Origin of the sequence: Hydrogenophaga sp. IBVHS1 (genome assembly GCF_002127265.1) — a bacterium.
Taxonomy (GTDB): domain Bacteria; phylum Pseudomonadota; class Gammaproteobacteria; order Burkholderiales; family Burkholderiaceae_C; genus Hydrogenophaga.
In genome coordinates, this window is the sequence record NZ_NFUU01000001.1 from 1,009,761 (window position 1) to 1,028,846 (window position 19,086).

Here is a 19,086-nt window from a genome sequence, read left to right on the forward strand (position 1 = left end):
CCATCAGGTCCCGATCACGCCACCGTCGTTCTTCGTGATGACGATGGTCGCAGAGCGAGGGCGTCTGCCCGCGCCGTAGCCCGCGTTTGCTGGCCACTGGCTCTCGAACTTTGTCGCGTCGTTCACGTCGGCCATCTTTGTGTTTTCGCCGGCGTGCTGGATGTTCACGAAGATCGCTCGGCCGTCGGGCGTTTCAGTGATGCCGGTGATCTCTGCGCCCTTGGGGCCGACCAGGAAGCGCTTCAGCGTGGCCGGTGTTGGCGGCTTGCCCACGGGCGTGGTGATCTGCCTGTCGCCATAGGCAATCGTCTTGTTTGCGCCGTCGCCGCGCTGGCCGGGCAGGGCGGCCAGCAGCATGCAGTTGGTCTTGTCGGTGTAGGCACCGTCGTCGGTCTGGATCCAGCAGATGCCTGTGGCCTTGCTGAACACCAGGCCATCGGGCGATGACAGGTCGTTGTCGTCGGTGAGGTTCGACAGATTTACGCTGGCTTTGTCAGCGTCGGCTTCCGAGGCGAAGAGGTAGATGTCCCACTGGAAAGCGGCATCGGCCGGCGATTTCTCAGCCAGACGCACGATGTGGCCGTGCACGTTGCCTTTCTGCTCCTTGCCGGCCTTCTGGTCGGTGTAGACCCGCGGGTTGGCGCTGTCCACCGTGGCCAATGTGCGTGCGCTGTTGTTGGTGAGGGTGATGTAGACCTCGCCGTTCTTTGGGTTCATGCCGCCCCACTCTGGTCGGTCCATGCGGGTGGCACCCACTGCGTCGGCGGCGAGGCGGGTGAAAACGGCCACATCGGCATCGCTCTTGAACTCAAAGTAAGAACTGCCGGCGATCACCGGGTTGTTCATCGACAGCTCCAGCCACTCGCCCGTGCCGTCGCCTTTGAAGCGGGCGACGAAGAGCGTGCCCTTGTCGAGGTACTTGTCGCCAGCGGCCAGGCGGTTGGTCGGCTTCGCGTCGGCCGGATCCCACTTGGCGGCCGAGACGAACTTGTAGATGTATTCGCCCCGCGCGTCGTCACCCATGTAGGCCACCACAGGCTGGCCGGCGCTCACGCGCGCAAAGGTGGCGTTCTCGTGGCCCATGCGGCCGAGTGCGGTGCGCTTGCGCAGCGCGGTGGTCTTGTCGTAGGGGTCGATTTCGACGATGTAGCCGAACGTGTTCATCTCGTTGCGGAAATCGTCCTTGGCGCTGGCGCCCACGGCGCTGTTGTTCCAGCGCGTGTAGGTGTCGGCACTGCCACCGCTTTCCCATCCGTGGCGGCTGGCTGCACCAGCCCTGCGGCCGTAGCGGTTGAGGGCTTGCACCTGCTTGTCCTTCTTGCGCGCGTCGTCGTCCTTTGCGTCACGGAAGAAATAGCCGAACCAGTTCTCTTCACCAGAAATGAAGGTGCCCCAGGGGGTGCGGCCGGTGCCGCAATTGTTGAGCGTGCCACGTGCTTGTGTGCCGTCGGGGCTGTACTTCGTCACCATGTGCTCGCTGCCTCGCGCCGGGCCGTGAATGGTGACCGGCGTCATGGTCGTCACGCGTCGGTTGAACGCTGAACCCGGCTTGGTGGCCCAGGCTTTGCCGTCGGTCTGCACCTCGACTACCGAGAGCCCGTGGATCATGAGTTCCTTGTCGATTTCCGCTGCCGGACGGGGTAGGGTGGACGTGCCGCCGTTCGCGTGAATGAAAAAGGAGCTGAGCTTCTCGTCGGTGGTGGCTTCGTGGTTCATGGCCAGCAGGCCGCGCGATGCAAAGCTGTCCGAGGGTTGGCCGGCAGCGTCAAGGCCGAACCATTCGATGCCATCGTGGTGGTCACCTGCGCGGTTACCGAAGTCGGCATCGGTGCCGTCGTTTTTGTAGGCCGACGTGGCGGCAGTGAGGGAGTCACCCAGGGCGTAGATGACGCGGGCGGTGTAGCCAGGGGGCACAGTGACTTGATCGGCCACGGTTTTTGCCACAGGCGTGAACCCGAGCGCATTGACCGGAGCCACCGGGCCCGATGTGGTGGCGCAGCCACCCAGGGCAGCCGCACCACCGAGAGCTGCGGTGCCGCGCAGCAGGCCACGACGGCTCAGCCGGGTTTGCAGCACGCTGTCGAACGCGGGGTTGTGGCTGGTGTTGGAGTCTTCGTCGTTGAAGTGGGCGTTGGGGCGGATGGTGTCGTGGGGCATGGCAAATGACCTTGGGTGAATGAATCACCACGGATCATGTGCAATCTGCGTGAAAGTCTGGTGACAGTACATCACCCGGTCTGGGCCTTCGAGTCGATCTTTTGGCGAGATTCAGTTTTCTGAAGTCGCCCCTTCGGGCGCCTTGCTGACCAGCCTGGAGAGAGCCGCGAACCCGATCGGCGGAACGGTCAGCCAGGGCAGGGTGAACAGCCGCCTGGCCAGGCCGGCGGTCATGCGCTCGATCTGCTTGCGTTCACCCGCGAGCCGTGCGGACAACAAGGGATCGTGCGTGCCAGCCGCCAGCACGCTCTTGTTGAGCACCCAGGCATAGGGCTCGATCTTCGCGCGGCGAAGATCGTCCTGCAGCGCAGCCGCCTGCGAGACGGGCGTCACTTCGGGCAAGGTGACCAGGATGATCCTGGTGTAGTTCGCATCCTGAAGCCTCATCAATGGCGTGACGATGCGGGCCGCTCCGTGCCCTTCGAACTCGCGCGTCATTTGTCGGTGGTAGGCGCCCGTGGCGTCCATCAGCAGCATGGAATGGCCCGTCGGTGCGGTGTCGAGCACCACGAAGGCGCTTCGGCCTTCGCCGACGATGCGCGAGAACGCATGGAAGACAGCCACCTCTTCTGTGCAGGGCGATTGCAGGTCCTCCAGCAGCAGGGCCTGTTCCGCTGGGTCGAGATCGGGCGAGCGGGTCGCCATTATCTTGTCGATGTAGCGCTGCGTTTCAACCTTGGGGTCGATCCGGCTCACCTTCAAACCCGGCACATCGCCGCTCAAGGTGCCCGACAGATGGGCGGCGGGATCGGTGGTGCTCAGGTGCACCGTCTTGCCGCGCTGCACCAGACCCAGTGCCAGTGCCGCAGCAACGGTGGTCTTGCCGACACCGCCCTTGCCCATCACCATCACGAGTCCGTGGTCTGCTGCGGCCAGGTCGTCTGCCAGAGCGTCCAGCCCTTGAACCTGTGTCGGGTTTTCCGCAGCGGCGATCGGATGGGGCGTGACCGGATGATGGGTGCCCGGTTTCAACAGGGCCCGCAGAGCCGGCAGGCCGACCGTGTCAAAGGGTCGAAGGGGCACGAGGTCTTGTGGCAATGCGCGCAGGGCCTCGGGCATCTCATCCAGCGCCTGCTTGCCCAGGTCTTCGATGGCACAGGCCACTGCATCGGTGCGATCGCTGGCATGGAACACGCCATTGATGGCCAGTCGCTGGTTGCCCAGTCCCAGCCCGTGGAGTTCTTCCGACGTGCGTGCGGCTTCGCCCATGGCCCCCTTGTCCGGGCGTGTCACCAGAATCACCGTGGTCCGTGCGGGATCGCTCAGGGCTTCGAGCGCTGCCTTGAACCGAAGCTCCTGCATCTTCAGTCCGGAATGCGGGCCTAAACAGGAAGCGCCTCGGTCGTTGCCTTGCAGAAACCCGGTCCAGGCTTTCGGAAGGCTGAGCAGACGCAGGGTGTGACCGGTGGGTGCCGTGTCGAAGACGATGTGGTCGTAGTGTTCTGCGCCATCGGACAGCAGGGAAGAAAACTCATCGAAGGAGGCGATTTCCGTGGTGCACGCGCCAGACAACTGCTCGCGCACGTTGGATCGCTCTTCTTCACTGCTCTCCGCGTTCATTTGTCCCAGCACCCGCTGGCGATAGGACTCTGCCGCGGTATCGGGGTCGATGTTCAGCACCGACAGGCCAGGCGCGCCGGGTACAGGCACGGGGGTGTTGCGAAGTTCGATGCCCAACATTTCGTCGAGGTTCGACGCGGCATCGGTGCTGACGAGCAACACCTTCTTGCCCCTGTCCGCCAGGCTCAGGGCCGCCGCCGTGGAGAGGGACGTCTTGCCGACGCCGCCTTTGCCTGTGAAGAAAAGATGCCGGGTGGGCTGCAGCAAAAATCCAGCTTCCATATCGATCCCTGTCTTGGGCTTGTCACAAAGCCATGAAATAATTCAACAATTATTGAAATAATGTAGCACCCGGAGCAACACCATGAAAGTGGGCATCAACGGCATGGGCCGCATCGGACGGCTGGCGCTTCGCGCCGCACTGGGCGCCGCCGAGCGGCAAGACGACGACCCGCGCGCGGGTAACCGACTGGAGGTGGTTCACCTCAACGAAATCAAGGGCGGGGCGGCGGCCACCGCGCACCTGCTGGCCTTCGACAGTGTGCAGGGCAAGTGGCGGGCAGACATCGCCGCCGAAGGCGATGACGCGATCCGCGTCGACGGGACGCGCATGTCGTTCAGCGCGCATGGCACGGCGGCCGAGATTCCCTGGGGTGACCTGGGCGTGGACGTGGTGCTGGAGTGCACCGGCAAGTTCCTCACACCAGAGACGCTTCAGGGCCACCTGGACCGGGGCGCGAGGCGCGTGATCGTGGCCGCACCGGTGAAGGTGGGCGGGGTGCTGAACATCGTGGTGGGTGTGAACCACACGCAGTACGACCCGGCGCGGGACCGCATCGTCACCGCCGCGTCGTGCACCACCAATTGCCTGGCGCCGGTGGTGCAGGTGGTGCACGAGGTCATCGGCATTCGCCACGGTCAGATCACCACGCTGCACAACCCCACCAACACCAACCTGGTGGTCGATGCGCCCCACAAGGATCTGCGCCGCGCTCGCAGTGCCCTGATGAGCCTGGCGCCCACCACCACGGGCAGCGCCACCGCCATCGCGCTCATTTACCCCGAGCTCAAGGGCAAGCTCAACGGCCACGCGGTGCGCGTGCCGGCGCTCAACGCCTCGCTCACCGATTGCGTGTTCGAGCTGAAGCGCGAGACGACGGCGGAGGAAGTGAACGGCTTGTTTGAGAAGGCCGCCAAAGGTTCACTCGCTGGCATCCTGGGTTACGAAACCCGCCCGCTGGTCAGCGTCGATTACGCGCGAGACACACGCAGCTCCATCGTGGACGCGCTCTCCACCATGGTGACCGACGGCACGCTGCTGAAGGTGTACGCCTGGTACGACAACGAGATGGGCTATGCCTGCCGCATGGTCGATCTGGCCTGTCACATGAACGACGTGGGCATCTGACATGCAGCACGCCGCGCGCAACTACGCCATCGTCACCGCCGCCTATTGGGGCTTCACGCTCACCGACGGCGCGCTGCGCATGCTGGTGCTGCTGCATTTCTACAAGCTAGGGTACTCGCCGTTCGCGCTGGCGTTCCTGTTCCTGCTGTACGAAGCGGCGGGCGTGCTGGCCAACCTCATCGGCGGGTGGCTGGCCACGCGCTACGGCATCACGCGCATGCTCACCGTGGGGCTGGTCACGCAGATTATTGGTTTTACGCTGCTCTCCCTGCTGAATCCCGCGTGGACGGCGGCCATGTCGGTGGCCTGGGTGGTGCTGGCTCAGGGCATCTGCGGTGTGGCGAAAGACCTCACCAAGACCGCCAGCAAATCGGCGATCAAGGTGACCTCGGCCCAGGCGAAGGAACAGGGTTCGGGCCAGCTGTTCAAGTGGGTGGCGTGGTTCACTGGCAGCAAGAATGCCATGAAGGGCGTGGGCTTTTTTCTCGGTGGCTTGATGCTGGAGGCGATCGGCTTCCAGGCTTCGCTGTGGTGCATGGCAGCTTTGCTGGCGCTCGTGCTGGCGGGCGTGGTGAGCTCGCTGCCGGCCATGATGGGCAAGAGCAAGGCATCGAAATCGGCGAAAGAACTCTTTGCCAAGAACGCCGGCATCAACGCGCTGGCGGCGGCCCGTGTGGTGCTGTTCGGCGCGCGGGATGTGTGGTTCGTGGTGGGCGTGCCGGTGTTCCTGTATTCACAGGGCTGGACCTTCACCATGGTCGGTGGCTTCCTCGCGGCCTGGACCATTGGCTACGGCATGGTGCAGGCGCTCGCGCCTCAGCTGGTGCGCCGCAGCGCCGATGGCCTGAGCACCGAGGTGCCGGCCGCGCGCCTGTGGTCTGCGCTGCTGGCGGTGGTGCCCATCGGCATCGCTGTGGCGGTCTACCTGCAGGTGCCGAACCTGGAGTGGGTGGTGGTGGGCGGGCTCGGCCTTTTCGGCTTCGCCTTCGCGGTCAATTCTTCCGTGCACTCTTACTTGATCCTCGCGTACGCCGGCTCCGAGAAGGCCGCGGAAGACGTGGGCTTCTACTACGCCGCCAACGCGCTGGGCCGGTTCATGGGCACGCTGCTTTCTGGCCTGCTGTACCAGTGGGGTGGCCTGCTCTACGCGCTCACCGGTTCGGCCGTGATGCTGATCACCTGCTGGCTGATCACGCTGCGCCTGCCTCTCAGGAAACAGGCGCAAGTTTCCATTTCACGGAAGGAGCTGCTCCATGAATGAAGCTGAGGTGGTTCGCGCCCTCGGGGCGCTTGCTCAGGAAACGCGTTTGCGCATTTTCCGCATGCTCGTGGTGGCCGGCCCCAAGGGCGTGCTGCCGGGCCACATGGCCGAGGAACTGGGCACCTCGCCCACCGCCATCTCGTTTCACCTCAAGGAGCTGGTGCATGCCGGTCTGGCCACCAGCGAGCGCGATGGCCGCCACCTGATATACCGCGCGCAGTTCACACAGATGAACACGCTGCTGGGCTTTCTCACCGCGCATTGCTGCGAAGGGCAGCCGTGCGAAGTCAACACGGTCGTGTGCAACGACTGCCCCTAACGTCCTCCCCACCGAAAGGTTCACATGTCGAAGTCTTCGTACAACGTGCTCTTCATCTGCACGGGCAATTCAGCGCGCAGCATCATGGCCGAAGCCATTCTCAACCAGCAGGGCGCCGGGCGCTTTCGCGCGTACAGCGCGGGCAGTCATCCTGCCGGCGAGGTGAATCCCCACGCCATCGAACTGCTGGAGCGCAACCGCTTCAAGACGGAAGGCCTTCGCAGCAAGAACTGGAGCGAGTTCGCCGCGCTTGACGCCCCGCACATGGACTTCGTGCTCACGGTGTGCGACAAGGCTGCGGGCGAGGTCTGTCCGGTCTGGCCGGGGCAGCCGATGTCTGCGCACTGGGGGGTTGAAGATCCTGCGTCGGTCAGGGGCAGCGAGGAAGTGGTGCTCCGAGCGTTTGCCGATGCCTTCATGGTATTGAACCGCCGCATCGCGCTGCTGACGGTGCTGCCCTTTGAAAAGCTGGACAAGCTCGCGCTCAACAAGGAGCTGGCCGACATCGGCCGCGTCAAGAGCTGAGACACTTCCAGTTTTTCAGGGGCATTGCGGCATGGGTTTGTTCGAGCGGTATCTGACGGTTTGGGTGACCTGTGGCATTGCCCTGGGTGTGGCATTGGGGCTGGCATTGCCCGGGCTGTTCGAGTTGGTGGCTGGCCTGGAGATCGCCCACGTGAACCTCGTGGTGGCCGTGTTCATCTGGGTCATGATTTATCCGATGATGATCCAGATCGACTGGTCGGCCATCAAGGACGTGGGCAAGAAGCCGCAGGGCCTGGCCCTCACCCTGGTGGTCAACTGGCTCATCAAGCCCTTCACCATGGCGGCACTCGGTGTGCTGTTCTTTCAGTACCTGTTCGCACCGTGGGTTGATCCGGTATCGGCCAAAGAATACATCGCCGGCATGATCCTGCTCGGCGTGGCGCCATGCACCGCCATGGTGTTCGTGTGGAGCCAGCTGGTGAAGGGCGATGCCAACTACACGCTGGTGCAGGTGTCCATCAACGACCTCATCATGGTGGTGGCGTATGCACCCATTGCCGCCTTTCTCCTCGGCCTTACGGACCTTACGGTGCCTTGGGAAACGCTGCTGCTTTCCACCGTGCTGTATGTGGTGCTGCCGCTGCTGGCCGGCATGGCGACGCGGCACTTGCTGAGCCGGAAGTCCGACCACGCCGTGACGGACTTCGTGGCCATGCTCAAGCCCTGGTCGGTCGCGGGCCTCATCGCCACCGTCGTGCTGCTGTTCGGTTTCCAGGCACGGACCATCGTGGCGCAGCCGCTGGTGATCGCGCTCATCGCCGTGCCGCTCATCTTGCAGTCGTACGGCATTTTCTTCATCACCTGGTGGGGCGCCAGGTGGCTCAAGCTGCGGCACGATGTTGCCGGGCCGGCGTGCCTCATCGGCACGTCCAACTTTTTTGAGCTGGCCGTGGCGGTGGCCATTTCTCTGTTTGGCCTGAACTCGGGCGCCGCTCTGGCCACCGTGGTGGGCGTGCTGGTGGAGGTGCCGGTGATGCTGACGCTCGTGGCGCTCGTCAATGCCTGGCGGCCAGACGACCAACCGGCGAAGGCCTGACCGCGCATGCTCCACGCCGACTTGCCCCAGGTGAACGCGGAAGCGTTCGAGGTGCCCGATGCAAAGCGGCTGCGCGCTCCCCAGGCCTCCAGTCACGCTCCCCGCATCCTGCTGCTTTATGGCTCGCTGCGTACGCGGTCCTTCAGCCGGCTGGTGGTGGAAGAATCGGTTCGTCTGTTGCAGGCCATGGGCGCCGAGACGCGGGTGTTCAATCCCAGCGGCCTGCCGCTGCCGGACGACGCACCCGAAACCCATCCCAAGGTGGTCGAGCTTCGCGGGCTCGCTGCCTGGGCCGAGGGCATGGTGTGGTGCTCACCGGAGCGCCATGGCGCCATGACCGGCATCATGAAGGCGCAGATCGACTGGATCCCGCTCTCTTTGGGCGCCGTGCGGCCCACGCAGGGCAAGACGCTGGCGTTGATGCAGGTCAGCGGTGGATCGCAGTCGTTCAATGCCGTGAACCAGATGCGCGTGCTGGGCCGCTGGATGCGCATGATCACCATCCCCAACCAGTCGTCGATTGCCAAGGCGTTCCAGGAGTTCGACGAAAACGATCGCCTCAAGCCCTCGCCCTACCACGACCGCGTGGTGGACGTGCTGGAAGAACTGGTGAAGTTCACCCTGCTCACGCGCGATGTGGCGCCGTACCTCGTGGATCGCTACAGCGAGCGCAAGGAAAGCGCCGAGCAGCTCATGCGTCGAGTGAACCAGTCGGCCATCTGACTCAAGCTGCCGCGCGCCGCAGCAGGGCCTCGCCCATGCGGATGCGGTGGCCGGCTTCCACGCCGTTGGCCAGCGCGAACCCGGGCGGGGTGAACACCAGAATGGTCGAGCCGTGCTCGAACCATCCCATTTCCTCTCCCTTGTCGTAGCGGGCGTTGCAGAGCAGCTGGTGCGGTCCCCGGTACTGCGCGTTGAGTGCCACGTCCACCGCCCGCAGCCGCATGCTGGCCACCAGAATCGCGGCCACGGGCACCAGCAGCAGCGGAGTGCCGTCGTCCAGGCGGGCATGCAGGGCTGCGCGTTCGTTCTTGCAGAAGAGTCTTTCGATGCGCTTCAACGCAATGGGGTTCACGTTCCAGGTGTCGCCGCTGTGGTACGTCAAGTGCGTCAGCGTGAGCGGGGTCGGCGCGTGGAAGCGGTGGTACATGCTGGAGGTCAGGCGCAGCGTGACGTAGCTGCCGCCACGCAGGTTGTCGATCATGGCGCGGGCGGGAGCGCCATGACCCAGCAGATCGGTCAGCGGGTAGGGGAAGCCCTTGGCCTGGAACACCTGCGCCGCTGGGTCTTCGCCAATGCGCCCACACGCACCCACGATCGCATCGCAGGGGCTCACCAGCGCATCGGGGCTCGGGTCGAGCGGGCGCGCGCCGGGTTTGAGTTCCCGCACGAAGCAGTCGTGCAGGCTGTCGAACGAAGTCTTCTTCGCTTCACTCAGGTCGATGTCGGTGAAGGTGCGCCACACCGCCATGGAAGCATCGCGCACCCAGGGGTTACGGATGCGGCTGAACCAGCCCATGAAACGCGTGAGTGCGGCGCGAGGCACCCGGTTGGTGAGCAGGAAGTTGATGTCCTCGTTCAAGGCTAGGCGCTGCAGTTGTCTTGAAATGTTCATGTGTGCGTCATGTGGTCGACCTACAAACGACACACATCCACCGCTCGGGAGCGTTTGCCGCATGTCCTACCTGTCCTACGTACTGCCATTGGGTTCGCTGGCGCTGGCGATGCCGTATCTGCGGCAGCGCCTTCAGCTTTCGCGCGCCAAGCACCGCTCGCTCGCCGGCCACTCGCGCATGGCCAAGCGTCTGGCCTCGTGGCTGCCGGGCTATGCCCTGGAAGAAAGCCGCTTCTTTGATTGCGATGGCGCACCGGCCGAAGTCGCTCATCTGCGCCGAGCCTCGTTCGACACGCTGGCAGCCGGCTACGCCCAGCGTTACGCGAAGAGCCTGGCGCTGAGCGCCGAAGCTCGAGAGGGACTGGCCGATCTGCAGTTCACCGGGAGCTACCGCGTGCCTTTCCAGTTCACTCCGCTCGTTCGTGACCGCCTCAAGGTCGGCGCCTTCGTGGCTTCTGCCGAAGGCAGCAGCGTGACCGACCTCGATGGCAACCGCTTCATCGACCTCACCGGTTCCTACGGCGTGAATGTGTTTGGCGTGGATTTCTACAAGGCCTGCATGGCCGAGGGTGCGCGCATCGGCGAAGCGCTGGGCCCGGTGCTCGGCGCCTACCACCCCTGCGTGGCCGACAACATCGAACGCCTGAAGGTCATCTCGGGACAGGAGCAGGTGTCGTTCCACATGTCGGGCACCGAAGCGGTGATGCAGGCGGTTCGCCTGGCGCGTTACCACACGCGCTGCAAGAATCTGGTGCGCTTCTGCGGCGCCTACCACGGCTGGTGGGAAGACGTGCAACCCGGCCCCGGCAACCCGATGCCGCCGCGCGAGACCTACACGCTGAGAGACATGGACCCGAAGAGCCTGCAGGTGCTGCGCACGAGGCGCGACATTGCCTGCGTGCTGGTGAACCCACTGCAGGCCTTGCACCCCAACCGCAACGCGCCCGGTGACTCCACGCTGGTGGACGGCAGCCGCAGCGCTGGCTATGACCGCGCCGCGTACACCGTGTGGCTGAAGCAGCTCCGGGAGGTCTGCACGGAGCGCTGCATCGTGCTGATCTTCGACGAGGTTTTTCTCGGCTTCCGGCTCGCGCCGGGCGGCGCGCAGGAATACTTCGGCGTACGCGCCGATCTGGTCACCTATGGCAAGACGCTCGCAGGTGGTTACCCGGTGGGTGTGGTGTGTGGCCGTGCCGACCTGATGAAACGCTTTCGCCCCGAGCGCCCGGCCGATGTGTGCTTTGCGCGCGGCACCTTCAACGCGCATCCCTACGTCATGGGGGGCATGAACGCCTTCCTGCGCCGCTTGCAGACACCGGAGATTCAGGACTTGTATGTGAACCAGGACGCGAAGTGGGACGCACGGGCGAAGCGGTTCAACGACATGATGGCCTCGCACGGCTTCCCGGTGCGCGCCGCCAACCTGCAGAGCGTGTGGATGCTCACCTACACCGAACCCGGGCGGTATCACTGGATATACCAGTACTTCCTGCGCTGGCATGGCCTGGCCCTGAGCTGGATCGGCACCGGTCGCTTGATCTTCCGCCTGGATTTGCACGACGACGAATTTGAAGAGGTGTTGCGCCGCTGCGTGGCCGCCGCGCAAGAGATGAAAGACCAGGGCTGGTGGTGGAGAGCACCGGGCACCACCCACAAGACCATCCGCCGCCAGGTGCTGCGCGAGATGTGGCAACACTGGCAGGGATGAAGCGCCGTCAGCTGCGTTGAGCGACGCCGGGGTCGATGAGCTGGCCGCGCATCAGGTACAGAGGCGCCTTGTGATAAAGCTTGATGTCGTGGAACGGGTCGGTGAGGATCTTGGTCATCCACACCAGGCCGGTTTTTACGTCGGCGATGAAGAACAGGTGCACGGTGCGAAACAGCAACCCCCCCACGCCGAGCGCGAGCCACAGCGTGCCCACCTGGCGAATGAACTCCATCCACGCGGTGGGTGGCTCGAACAGACCGAACACACCAGGCACGGCCCACACCAGCAGCGGTGTGCCCGCCCACAAGGACATCAGCACCACTTTGCGTCGCAGGTTGTAGCCCACCTTGATGGCTTCCTTGTGTTCGTGCGTGGCCTGATTCACATGGTCATAGCCCTTGGGCTCGAAGAAGAAGTGGCCGGCCTGGCGGCTGGTCATGGCCACCAGCCACGCGATCAGCGCCGAGAGCACGGGGTCGGTCCAGAGCAGCGCATAGGCCACCACGAAGCTCACCGCGCTGATGAAATGCAGCGTCTGGTTGATGCGGCTGTGGTGGTAGTAGCGGTGGTCGTCCCAGCGCTGGATTTCAAGGGTCTTGAAAAACTCGTTCACGGCAGCTCCATGGGTTAAGGGGCGCGGCAGGCGCAAGACATGGTTGCGCGCCCGTGTGAAAACACGGTGACAGTCACGCGTTGTCATCGCGGTGTTGCAATTGCGCCGGAACATGCCGGCATGACCCCATTGCACTCGGACCAGATTCTGGTGGAGGAGTACCCGGCCTCCACCCCTTCGTTGCGACTGTCGGTGGTGACCGAAACCTGGCCGCCGGAGATCAACGGCGTGTCGCTCACCCTCTCGCGGCTGGTGCAAGGCTTGTGCGCGCGCAACCACCAGGTGCAGTTGATCCGTCCGCGCCAGACGCGTGTGGACCAGGCATTGAGCCACACAGGTTTTGAGGAAATGCTGATGCGCGGCATGCCGATTCCGCGCTATCCCCAGCTCAAGCTGGGCCTGCCGGGCAAGCGCGCGCTGATCCAGGCATGGACGCTCAGACGGCCCGACCTGGTGCACATCGCGACCGAAGGTCCGCTGGGCTGGTCTGCCTTGCAGGCGGCTCGCCACTTGCGCTTGCCGGTCACGTCCGACTTTCGCACCAACTTCCACGCCTACAGCCAGCACTACGGCGTGGGCTGGCTGCGCAAACCCATCGTGGCCTACCTGCGCAAGTTCCACAACCTCACGCAGCTCACCATGGTGCCCACGCAGGCCTTGCGAGCCGAGCTTGTGGAGAGCGGATTCGAGAACGTGCAGGTGGTGGCGCGAGGTGTGGACACGCAACTCTTCAACCCCTCACGCCGCAGCGAGGCCTTGCGCGCATCCTGGGGTGCTGAGGCCCACAGCCTGGTGCTGCTGGTGGTCGGGCGCCTGGCCGCCGAGAAGAACCTGGACGTGGCGCTGCGCGCCTTTGAGGCCATGCGCTCGCAGCACCCCGATGTGAAGCTGGTGGTGGTGGGCGATGGACCCTTGCGTGAGAGCCTGCGCCAGCGCTGCCCGCAAGGCATATTTGCCGGCATGCGCGGGCACGATGAACTCGCCGGCTACTACGCCTCGGCCGACATGTTCCTGTTCCCCAGCCTCACCGAAACCTTTGGCAACGTGACGGTGGAGGCGCTGGCGAGCGGACTGCCGGTGCTGGCCTTCAACACCGCCGCTGCCGCGGACTGGGTCGAGCACGACGGCAACGGATGGCTGGTTGCACCCAACGATGACGCCGCCTTCGTGGCCGTGGCCGCGCAACTCGCGGCGCAGCCCGGCCGCGTTGCGCACGCCGCCTTGCGAGCCCGCTCGCAGGTTGCCCAGCTGGACTGGCAGCAGATCGCACGGCAGGTGGAATCCCTGTTTCTGCATGCCGCAGCGAATGTGACACGTTGATGTCGATGCGGCTTGCTGGGGTACGGGCGGGGGTTTTCATCCGATTCACGGAAGCGTCATGTGCGATCGGGACACTGCGTTGGTCTTTCAACCACCCACGCAACCAACCATGTCTCACCATTCCGACGACTCCTGCAACGACTCGCCCAACGAACACTTCCAGGACGTGCTGGAACGCAGCAGCCGCACGCCGCTGAACCGCCGCAACCTGATCCGTGGCGGCATCGGCCTGGCCGCGCTGTCCAGCATTCCTTTCCTGTCGGCTTGCGGCGGCGGTGGCGATGACGCGCCCGCACCCGGCCCCGGCCCGGGCACGCCGTCCGAGACCGCACTGGGTTTCGACGCCGTCGACAAGAGCCTGCTCGACAGCGTGACGCTGCCCGCCGGCTACACCTACAGCGTGTTGCACGCCACCGGCGACCGCCTGGTGTCCAGCATTCCGGCTTACAGCAACCTGGGCACCGAGACCGACGAATGGACCATGCGCGTGGGCGATCACCACGACGGCATGGACCTGTTCTACATCGACGCGCTTGGCCGCTACACCACCACCGACACGGGCCGCGCGGTGCTGGTTGTCAACCACGAAAGTTCGGCCGACTCGCATTTCTTCCACCCCACGGGTCAGACCTCCGCCGGCGTGTCGGGCAAGAAGTTCAGCCAGTTCGGCGGCTGGGACCTGGGTGTGCGGCCGGAACTGGAAGTGCTGAAGGAAATCAACCACCATGGCGTTTCGGTGGCCGAGATCGGCAAGAACGGATCGGGCCAGTGGGTCTACAAGCTGGACTCGCTCTACAACCGCCGCGTCACCGGCCAGACGCCCATGCGCATTGCCGGCCCCGCCGCGCACCTGGCCGACATCCGCGCCTTCATGGTGACGAAGTTCGACACCACCGGCGCCACCTCGCGCGGCACCATCAACAACTGCGGCCACGGCAAGACGCCCTGGGGAACCTACCTGGCCTGCGAAGAAAACTGGGCTGCTTACTTCAACATGCCCCAGGGCTCGACCGCTATCGATGCGAAGACCAGCACCTCACGCCAGCGCTACGGCGTGGCCCGCACCGCCATTGCAGCGGGTGCCACCACCGCGGGTTCTCAGGGCTGGTTCGCCACCGCCACCGCAGCCACCGACGACCGCTTCGGCCGCTGGGACATTTCGGCACCCGGTGCCACCGCCGCGCTGGATTTCCGCAACGAGCCCAACACCTTCGGCTACAACGTCGAGATCGACCCGTTGACCAGCGGCACGCCGGCCAAGCGCGTGGCCATGGGCCGCTTCGCCCATGAAGCTGCTGTGTGCAGCATTCCGGTGGTCGGCCAGCCGCTCGCCTTCTACATGGGTTGCGATTCGCAGAACGAATACATCTACAAGTTCGTCTCCACCGCTGTGTGGAGCGCGAGCGATGTGGGCGGTGGCCTGGCCGCCGGCGACAAGTACCTGAACGAAGGCAAGCTGTACGTGGCCAAGTTCAACGCCAGCGGCACTGGCGAATGGCTTGAACTCAACATCGCCAATCCGGCCATCTCGGGCTACGCCACCTACGTCTTCGCCAATCAGGCCGACGTGCTGGTGAATGCGCGCCACGCCGCCGATGCCGTGGGCGCCACCAAGATGGACCGCCCTGAGTGGGGCGCTGTGAACCCGAAGAACGGTGAGGTTTACTTCACCATGACCAACAACGGCAGCCGCAACGTGGCCAACGCCGATGCCGCCAACCTGCGCGCCTACGCCGATGCGGACGGTCGCGCACGCACCGGCAATCCCCACGGCCACATCATCCGTTTCAAGGAACTGGCCGGCGCCTCCACGGCCCTCAGCTTCAACTGGGACATCTTCCTTTTTGGTGCGGAAGAAGATTCCGGCGCGAACATCAACCTCTCCGGTCTGAACGCGAAGAACGACTTTGCCTCACCCGATGGTTTGTGGTTCAGCCAGGCCACCGGCATCTGCTGGATTCAGACCGACGACGGTGCCTACACCGACGTGACCAACTGCATGCTGCTCGCGGCCATTCCCGGCACGGTGGGCGATGGGGGCGCGATCACGGTGAACAACAGCCTGGGTGGCAGCACCGGCACGCAGAACACCTTCCTGGGCGCAGCGCTCGGCGAAACCAAGCTGCGCCGCTTTCTGGTGGGCACTCCGGGCTGCGAAATCACTGGCATCACCGAAACCGGAGACGGCCGCACGCTGTTTGTGAATGTGCAGCACCCTGGTGAAAGCACGCCCGCCTACGGCGCCGGACCGTTCACTTTCCAGAGCCAGTGGCCTGGCAACACGGGCTATGGTGCCGCTGGCCGCCCACGCTCGGCCACCATCGTGATCACCCGCACCGATGGCGGCGTGATCGGTCTGTAGGGGCGTTGGGCCGGGGGATGGGGTCGGCTTTTCAGGGAGGTTTCCATGAAACTCAGACACCATCCGGTCCAGCCCTTCGTGGTGGCGCTGGTCTGCGCGCTGTTGCTGGCCGCGTCCGATGCGTTGGCCAGAGACACGCCGACCATGATGGGCTCCGGCGAAGTTGAACAGATGGATGCGGCGCGCGCAGCGATTCAGGCCAAGGACTGGCAGCGGGCGATCAACGAGCTCGACGCGGCGGTGAAGGTCGACCCCCGCAACGCCGACGCCCACAACCTGTTGGGATACAGCCACCGCAAAAAGGCCACGCCCGACCTCGCCAGGGCTTTCGCCCACTACAAGCTGGCTTTGGAAATTGATCCTCAGCACAAGAGCGCGCACGAGTACATCGGCGAGGCCTACCTGATGGATCGCCGACCGGCAGAAGCCCGGAAACACCTGGCCGAACTGGCGCGGCTTTGCGGGAATCAGACCTGCGAAGAGTACGTCGATCTGGCTGGGGCGATCGACGAATACAAAGCAAAGAACCCGGATTGAAACTGACGCCCCGGCCTCAGCGTGGCGCTGCGGGATGGGCCTCGGGTGGGCGCTGCTCCATGTAGCCGCGTCCATCCTTCACGCCGGTCTGGCCCACGATCTGCCAGGCCGTGCGTTGACCGATCAGGCGGGCGAGGAATTCGAGTTCTTCGTCGGTGTGGTTGAGCGCCGGCGCAGGCGTGAGGAAGCGACCGCCGCGCGGCTGTACCTCACCCCAGAACGACTGGTGGTAGCTGGAGACAGACACTGCCTTGTTGCCGTTCGACTCCATGTCCACCGTGCCGTAGCAGTTGCAGAAATAGGTGCGCCCGCCCTGGTCGGCCATGATTTCGGTGTACACCCCCGTGCCACGAATGCCGGCGGTGAGCGTGGGAGTGACGATGCTCCGGTTGCTGCCCGGGCCGAACGCACTCACCACGGCACCCGACAGCAGGCGCAGCAAGCTCGCGGTGTTCAGTGTGCTGCCGCGTTCCACGCGCAGGCGCGAGTTCTGCCGCACATGAAAGGCGGCGTTGCCGATCAGAAACACCAGCCTCGATGCGGGCCCGGTGAGGATGTCGTCGCCGGTCTGCACGATCTGCTGCGGCACCATGCGCTGACCATTCAGCATCACGTCGCCCACGAACTCCACCACGTTGCTGCGCTGCTGCGCCAGGGCCGCCGGCAGCCCACCGGCCATCACCCAGGCCGCGGCGGCCTTGAGCGTGTTGCGCCGCTGGAACCACAGGATCTCTTCTTCGCTCCGGCCTTGCAGGGTGTGCTGGGTCATGCGTTGTCTCCTGGAGTGGGATCGGTAGAGGAAGGACCACCTTCCGCCGTGAAACTGTCGCGAACACTGAAATAAATCGACGTGTGAAACATGGAGGCCATGAACAGCACCATGGGGTAGAGGATCAGGTTGAGCGCCTGCGTGCCGCCCAGCACCGTGGCCAGCAGGCTCATGAGCAGGCCCACCAGCATGAAGACGCCGACCCAGCCAAAGAAGTAAACCAGCATGGCGCCTTTGTTGGACCAGCAGGCCAGCAGGCTGAAGAACAGGCTTTTGAGTGGCGTCACGCCGTGCCAGTGCACCAGTGCCGGCGCGTGCCAGAACGCCATGAGCAGCGGAACATAAAGCACCATCGCCGCCCACAGGCCTTCGTTGGCAAACAGGTTGCGAACCATCTCGGGCGAAACCTCGCCGCCCGGCACCTCGGCGGGGGGCGGCACGTCCGTCCCGAACAGCGCGGACACGCCGAGCACCAGCATCAGCCCGGCGGCGTACAGGGCGCCGAGGATGAGCATGGAGCGGGTCTTGGACGGCCCGGCCCGAAAGCCCGCGATCAGCAGCGAGGGCATGGGAAAGCGGCCGTGCGAGGCTTCCTGACTGGCCGCCATGAGGCCGAGCGTGGCCGCTGGCACCAGCGCGAGCGAGATGGCGGTGCCCAGCACGGGCACCAGCGAGATGATGGACACCGTGGCCATGAACATGAAGAACAGGCCCGACATCGCCAGGGGCTGGCGGAAGAAAGTCTTCACGCCGAGCTTGACCCATTGCAGGCCGGTGCGGGCGGGGACGAGATTGAGTTTCATGCGGGTTGTAGGGCGTCTTCGCGCAGCAGGGCCGACAGCGCCTGCGTGTCGCGAACTCGGGCGCGCAGCACGCGTTCGAAATGGGTGGGGTCGTGAGGCTGCAGCATGGCCGCCTCGCGCGGCAGGTGCAGATCCCAGAGGCGGGAGATCCAGAACCTCAGGGAGCCCGCCCGAAGCAGCGCCGGCAGCAGGCTGCGTTCGGCGGCACTCAGGGTGCGCACCGCCTGGTAGGCCGAGAGCAGCGCCAGCGAGCGCGGCGTGTCGAGCGACCCATCGTGGTCCTCGTCGTGCAGCACGCACCAGTCATTGAGGCAGACCGCGATGTCGAACAGGAAGGTGTCGCAGCCAGCGAAGTAGAAATCGAAAAAGCCGGTGAGTTCACCGCCCTCGAACATCACGTTGTCGCGGAACAGGTCGGCGTGGATCGGACCGCGCGGCAGCGCGGCGTAGGCCGGGCTGCGGGCCACGTGGTTCTGGTACGCGAGCTCCGAGCGGATCAGGGCGGACTGTGGCGCACTCAGAAAGGGCAGCACCACGGGCACGGTCTCGTTCCACCAGGGCAGGCCGCGCAGGTTGGGCTGGGTCTTTGGGAAATCGCGCCCGGCCAGGTGCATGCGCGCCAGCATGGTGCCCACGGCCTCGCACTCCGCCACACCCGGGGCCAGGTGGCTGCGCCCCCGCAGCTTGGCCACCACCGCCGCAGGCTTGCCCTGCAGCGTGTGCAGGATCTCGCCTTGAGCATCTGCCGCCGGCGCCGGCACGGGAATGCCGCGCTCGGCCAGGAACTTCATCAGGTGCAGGTAAAACGGCAGCTGCTCGAAGCCGAGGCGTTCAAACACCGTCAGCACATGCTCCTGCGTGACGCCTTCGCGCTCGCTGGTGACAAAGTAGTTGGTGTTTTCAATGCCGCCCTGGATGCCCCGAAGCTCGGTGAGGTCGCCAAGGTCGAGCGTGTGGAGGAGGGCGGCGGCTTCGGCGAAAGCGACTTCGGTGTAAACGGCCATGTGGCTGG

At 64.9% G+C, this 19,086-nt stretch carries 17 protein-coding genes; 10 read left to right on the forward strand and 7 right to left on the reverse strand.

Annotated elements, in window-relative coordinates:
* Positions 1–3: 3 nt before the first annotated feature.
* Complete coding sequence (locus tag CAP37_RS04925) at positions 4–2,157, reverse strand: PhoX family phosphatase (RefSeq protein WP_086123149.1); 2,154 nt, start codon at positions 2,155–2,157, stop codon at positions 4–6.
* Positions 2,158–2,268: 111 nt separating this feature from the next.
* Positions 2,269–4,059 (reverse strand): arsenical pump-driving ATPase, encoded by a 1,791-nt coding sequence (gene arsA, locus CAP37_RS04930; RefSeq protein ID WP_086123150.1) that lies wholly within the window; start codon positions 4,057–4,059, stop codon positions 2,269–2,271.
* 82 nt (positions 4,060–4,141) lie between these two features.
* On the opposite strand from arsA, the gene CAP37_RS04935 reads away from it, so the two are divergent.
* From CAP37_RS04935 to arsH, 6 genes are read left to right on the forward strand one after another with little or no spacing between them, the layout of a single operon-like run.
* A complete protein-coding gene (locus tag CAP37_RS04935; protein WP_086123151.1) occupies positions 4,142–5,185 on the forward strand; it encodes an ArsJ-associated glyceraldehyde-3-phosphate dehydrogenase in 1,044 nt (347 codons plus the stop codon).
* Between the two features lies 1 nt (position 5,186).
* On the forward strand, positions 5,187–6,446 hold the full coding sequence (gene arsJ, locus CAP37_RS04940; RefSeq protein ID WP_086123152.1) for an organoarsenical effux MFS transporter ArsJ: 1,260 nt from the start codon (positions 5,187–5,189) through the stop codon (positions 6,444–6,446).
* Complete coding sequence (locus CAP37_RS04945; protein ID WP_086123153.1) at positions 6,439–6,765, forward strand: helix-turn-helix transcriptional regulator; 327 nt, start codon at positions 6,439–6,441, stop codon at positions 6,763–6,765. Before arsJ ends, CAP37_RS04945 begins: the two co-directional genes overlap by 8 nt.
* A gap of 24 nt (positions 6,766–6,789) precedes the next feature.
* The gene (locus CAP37_RS04950; protein WP_086123154.1) at positions 6,790–7,290 is read left to right on the forward strand and encodes an arsenate reductase ArsC; all 501 of its coding nucleotides are present in this window, start codon (positions 6,790–6,792) and stop codon (positions 7,288–7,290) included.
* Between the two features lie 31 nt (positions 7,291–7,321).
* Positions 7,322–8,347 carry an ACR3 family arsenite efflux transporter gene (gene arsB / locus CAP37_RS04955; protein WP_086123155.1) on the forward strand — a complete coding sequence of 342 codons (1,026 nt, stop codon included), beginning with the start codon at positions 7,322–7,324 and terminating at the stop codon, positions 8,345–8,347.
* 6 nt (positions 8,348–8,353) lie between these two features.
* Positions 8,354–9,070 (forward strand): arsenical resistance protein ArsH, encoded by a 717-nt coding sequence (arsH, locus tag CAP37_RS04960; RefSeq protein WP_086123156.1) that lies wholly within the window; start codon positions 8,354–8,356, stop codon positions 9,068–9,070.
* A gap of 1 nt (position 9,071) precedes the next feature.
* On the opposite strand, the gene asd is transcribed toward arsH, so the two are convergent.
* Positions 9,072–9,962, reverse strand: coding sequence for an archaetidylserine decarboxylase (gene asd, locus CAP37_RS04965; protein WP_086123157.1), 891 nt, complete (start codon positions 9,960–9,962; stop codon positions 9,072–9,074).
* Between the two features lie 61 nt (positions 9,963–10,023).
* Here asd and CAP37_RS04970 point away from each other — a divergent pair, with 61 nt between their 5' ends.
* Positions 10,024–11,670, forward strand: a complete 1,647-nt coding sequence (locus tag CAP37_RS04970) for an aminotransferase class III-fold pyridoxal phosphate-dependent enzyme (RefSeq protein WP_086123158.1) — start codon at positions 10,024–10,026, stop codon at positions 11,668–11,670.
* Between the two features lie 7 nt (positions 11,671–11,677).
* On the opposite strand, the gene CAP37_RS04975 is transcribed toward CAP37_RS04970, so the two are convergent.
* Positions 11,678–12,283 carry an Mpo1-like protein gene (locus tag CAP37_RS04975; RefSeq protein WP_086123159.1) on the reverse strand — a complete coding sequence of 202 codons (606 nt, stop codon included), beginning with the start codon at positions 12,281–12,283 and terminating at the stop codon, positions 11,678–11,680.
* Between the two features lie 120 nt (positions 12,284–12,403).
* Between CAP37_RS04975 and CAP37_RS04980 the strand changes: the two genes are divergently transcribed.
* The 3 genes from CAP37_RS04980 (at position 12,404) to CAP37_RS04990 (ending at position 16,502) form a co-directional block, all read left to right on the forward strand.
* On the forward strand, positions 12,404–13,603 hold the full coding sequence (locus CAP37_RS04980; protein ID WP_086123160.1) for a glycosyltransferase family 1 protein: 1,200 nt from the start codon (positions 12,404–12,406) through the stop codon (positions 13,601–13,603).
* Positions 13,604–13,712: 109 nt separating this feature from the next.
* Positions 13,713–15,965, forward strand: a complete 2,253-nt coding sequence (locus tag CAP37_RS04985; RefSeq protein WP_086123161.1) for a PhoX family phosphatase — start codon at positions 13,713–13,715, stop codon at positions 15,963–15,965.
* A gap of 45 nt (positions 15,966–16,010) precedes the next feature.
* Positions 16,011–16,502 (forward strand): tetratricopeptide repeat protein, encoded by a 492-nt coding sequence (locus CAP37_RS04990; protein WP_086123162.1) that lies wholly within the window; start codon positions 16,011–16,013, stop codon positions 16,500–16,502.
* A gap of 16 nt (positions 16,503–16,518) precedes the next feature.
* On the opposite strand, the gene CAP37_RS04995 is transcribed toward CAP37_RS04990, so the two are convergent.
* The 3 genes from CAP37_RS04995 to CAP37_RS05005 are packed head-to-tail and all read right to left on the reverse strand — an operon-like array spanning position 16,519 to position 19,078.
* Entirely contained in the window at positions 16,519–17,271 is a 753-nt protein-coding gene (locus CAP37_RS04995) for an iron dicitrate transport regulator FecR (RefSeq protein ID WP_086123163.1), read from the reverse strand.
* Complete coding sequence (locus CAP37_RS05000) at positions 17,268–18,074, reverse strand: BPSS1780 family membrane protein (protein WP_086123164.1); 807 nt, start codon at positions 18,072–18,074, stop codon at positions 17,268–17,270. Before CAP37_RS05000 ends, CAP37_RS04995 begins: the two co-directional genes overlap by 4 nt.
* Positions 18,071–19,078, reverse strand: coding sequence for a homoserine kinase (locus tag CAP37_RS05005; RefSeq protein ID WP_086123165.1), 1,008 nt, complete (start codon positions 19,076–19,078; stop codon positions 18,071–18,073). Before CAP37_RS05005 ends, CAP37_RS05000 begins: the two co-directional genes overlap by 4 nt.
* Positions 19,079–19,086: the final 8 nt, after the last annotated feature.

What these genes read in the sequence shown, in the direction of transcription:
- CAP37_RS04925 (WP_086123149.1), bottom strand. Translation starts at nt 2,157, where the DNA reads ATGCCCCACGACACCATCCGCCCCAACGCCCACTTCAACGACGAAGAC.
- arsA (WP_086123150.1), bottom strand. Translation starts at nt 4,059, where the DNA reads ATGGAAGCTGGATTTTTGCTGCAGCCCACCCGGCATCTTTTCTTCACA.
- CAP37_RS04935 (WP_086123151.1), top strand. Translation starts at nt 4,142, where the DNA reads ATGAAAGTGGGCATCAACGGCATGGGCCGCATCGGACGGCTGGCGCTT.
- arsJ (WP_086123152.1), top strand. Translation starts at nt 5,187, where the DNA reads ATGCAGCACGCCGCGCGCAACTACGCCATCGTCACCGCCGCCTATTGG.
- CAP37_RS04945 (WP_086123153.1), top strand. Translation starts at nt 6,439, where the DNA reads ATGAATGAAGCTGAGGTGGTTCGCGCCCTCGGGGCGCTTGCTCAGGAA.
- CAP37_RS04950 (WP_086123154.1), top strand. Translation starts at nt 6,790, where the DNA reads ATGTCGAAGTCTTCGTACAACGTGCTCTTCATCTGCACGGGCAATTCA.
- arsB (WP_086123155.1), top strand. Translation starts at nt 7,322, where the DNA reads ATGGGTTTGTTCGAGCGGTATCTGACGGTTTGGGTGACCTGTGGCATT.
- arsH (WP_086123156.1), top strand. Translation starts at nt 8,354, where the DNA reads ATGCTCCACGCCGACTTGCCCCAGGTGAACGCGGAAGCGTTCGAGGTG.
- asd (WP_086123157.1), bottom strand. Translation starts at nt 9,962, where the DNA reads ATGAACATTTCAAGACAACTGCAGCGCCTAGCCTTGAACGAGGACATC.
- CAP37_RS04970 (WP_086123158.1), top strand. Translation starts at nt 10,024, where the DNA reads ATGTCCTACCTGTCCTACGTACTGCCATTGGGTTCGCTGGCGCTGGCG.
- CAP37_RS04980 (WP_086123160.1), top strand. Translation starts at nt 12,404, where the DNA reads ATGACCCCATTGCACTCGGACCAGATTCTGGTGGAGGAGTACCCGGCC.
- CAP37_RS04985 (WP_086123161.1), top strand. Translation starts at nt 13,713, where the DNA reads ATGTCTCACCATTCCGACGACTCCTGCAACGACTCGCCCAACGAACAC.
- CAP37_RS04990 (WP_086123162.1), top strand. Translation starts at nt 16,011, where the DNA reads ATGAAACTCAGACACCATCCGGTCCAGCCCTTCGTGGTGGCGCTGGTC.
- CAP37_RS04995 (WP_086123163.1), bottom strand. Translation starts at nt 17,271, where the DNA reads ATGACCCAGCACACCCTGCAAGGCCGGAGCGAAGAAGAGATCCTGTGG.
- CAP37_RS05000 (WP_086123164.1), bottom strand. Translation starts at nt 18,074, where the DNA reads ATGAAACTCAATCTCGTCCCCGCCCGCACCGGCCTGCAATGGGTCAAG.
- CAP37_RS05005 (WP_086123165.1), bottom strand. Translation starts at nt 19,078, where the DNA reads ATGGCCGTTTACACCGAAGTCGCTTTCGCCGAAGCCGCCGCCCTCCTC.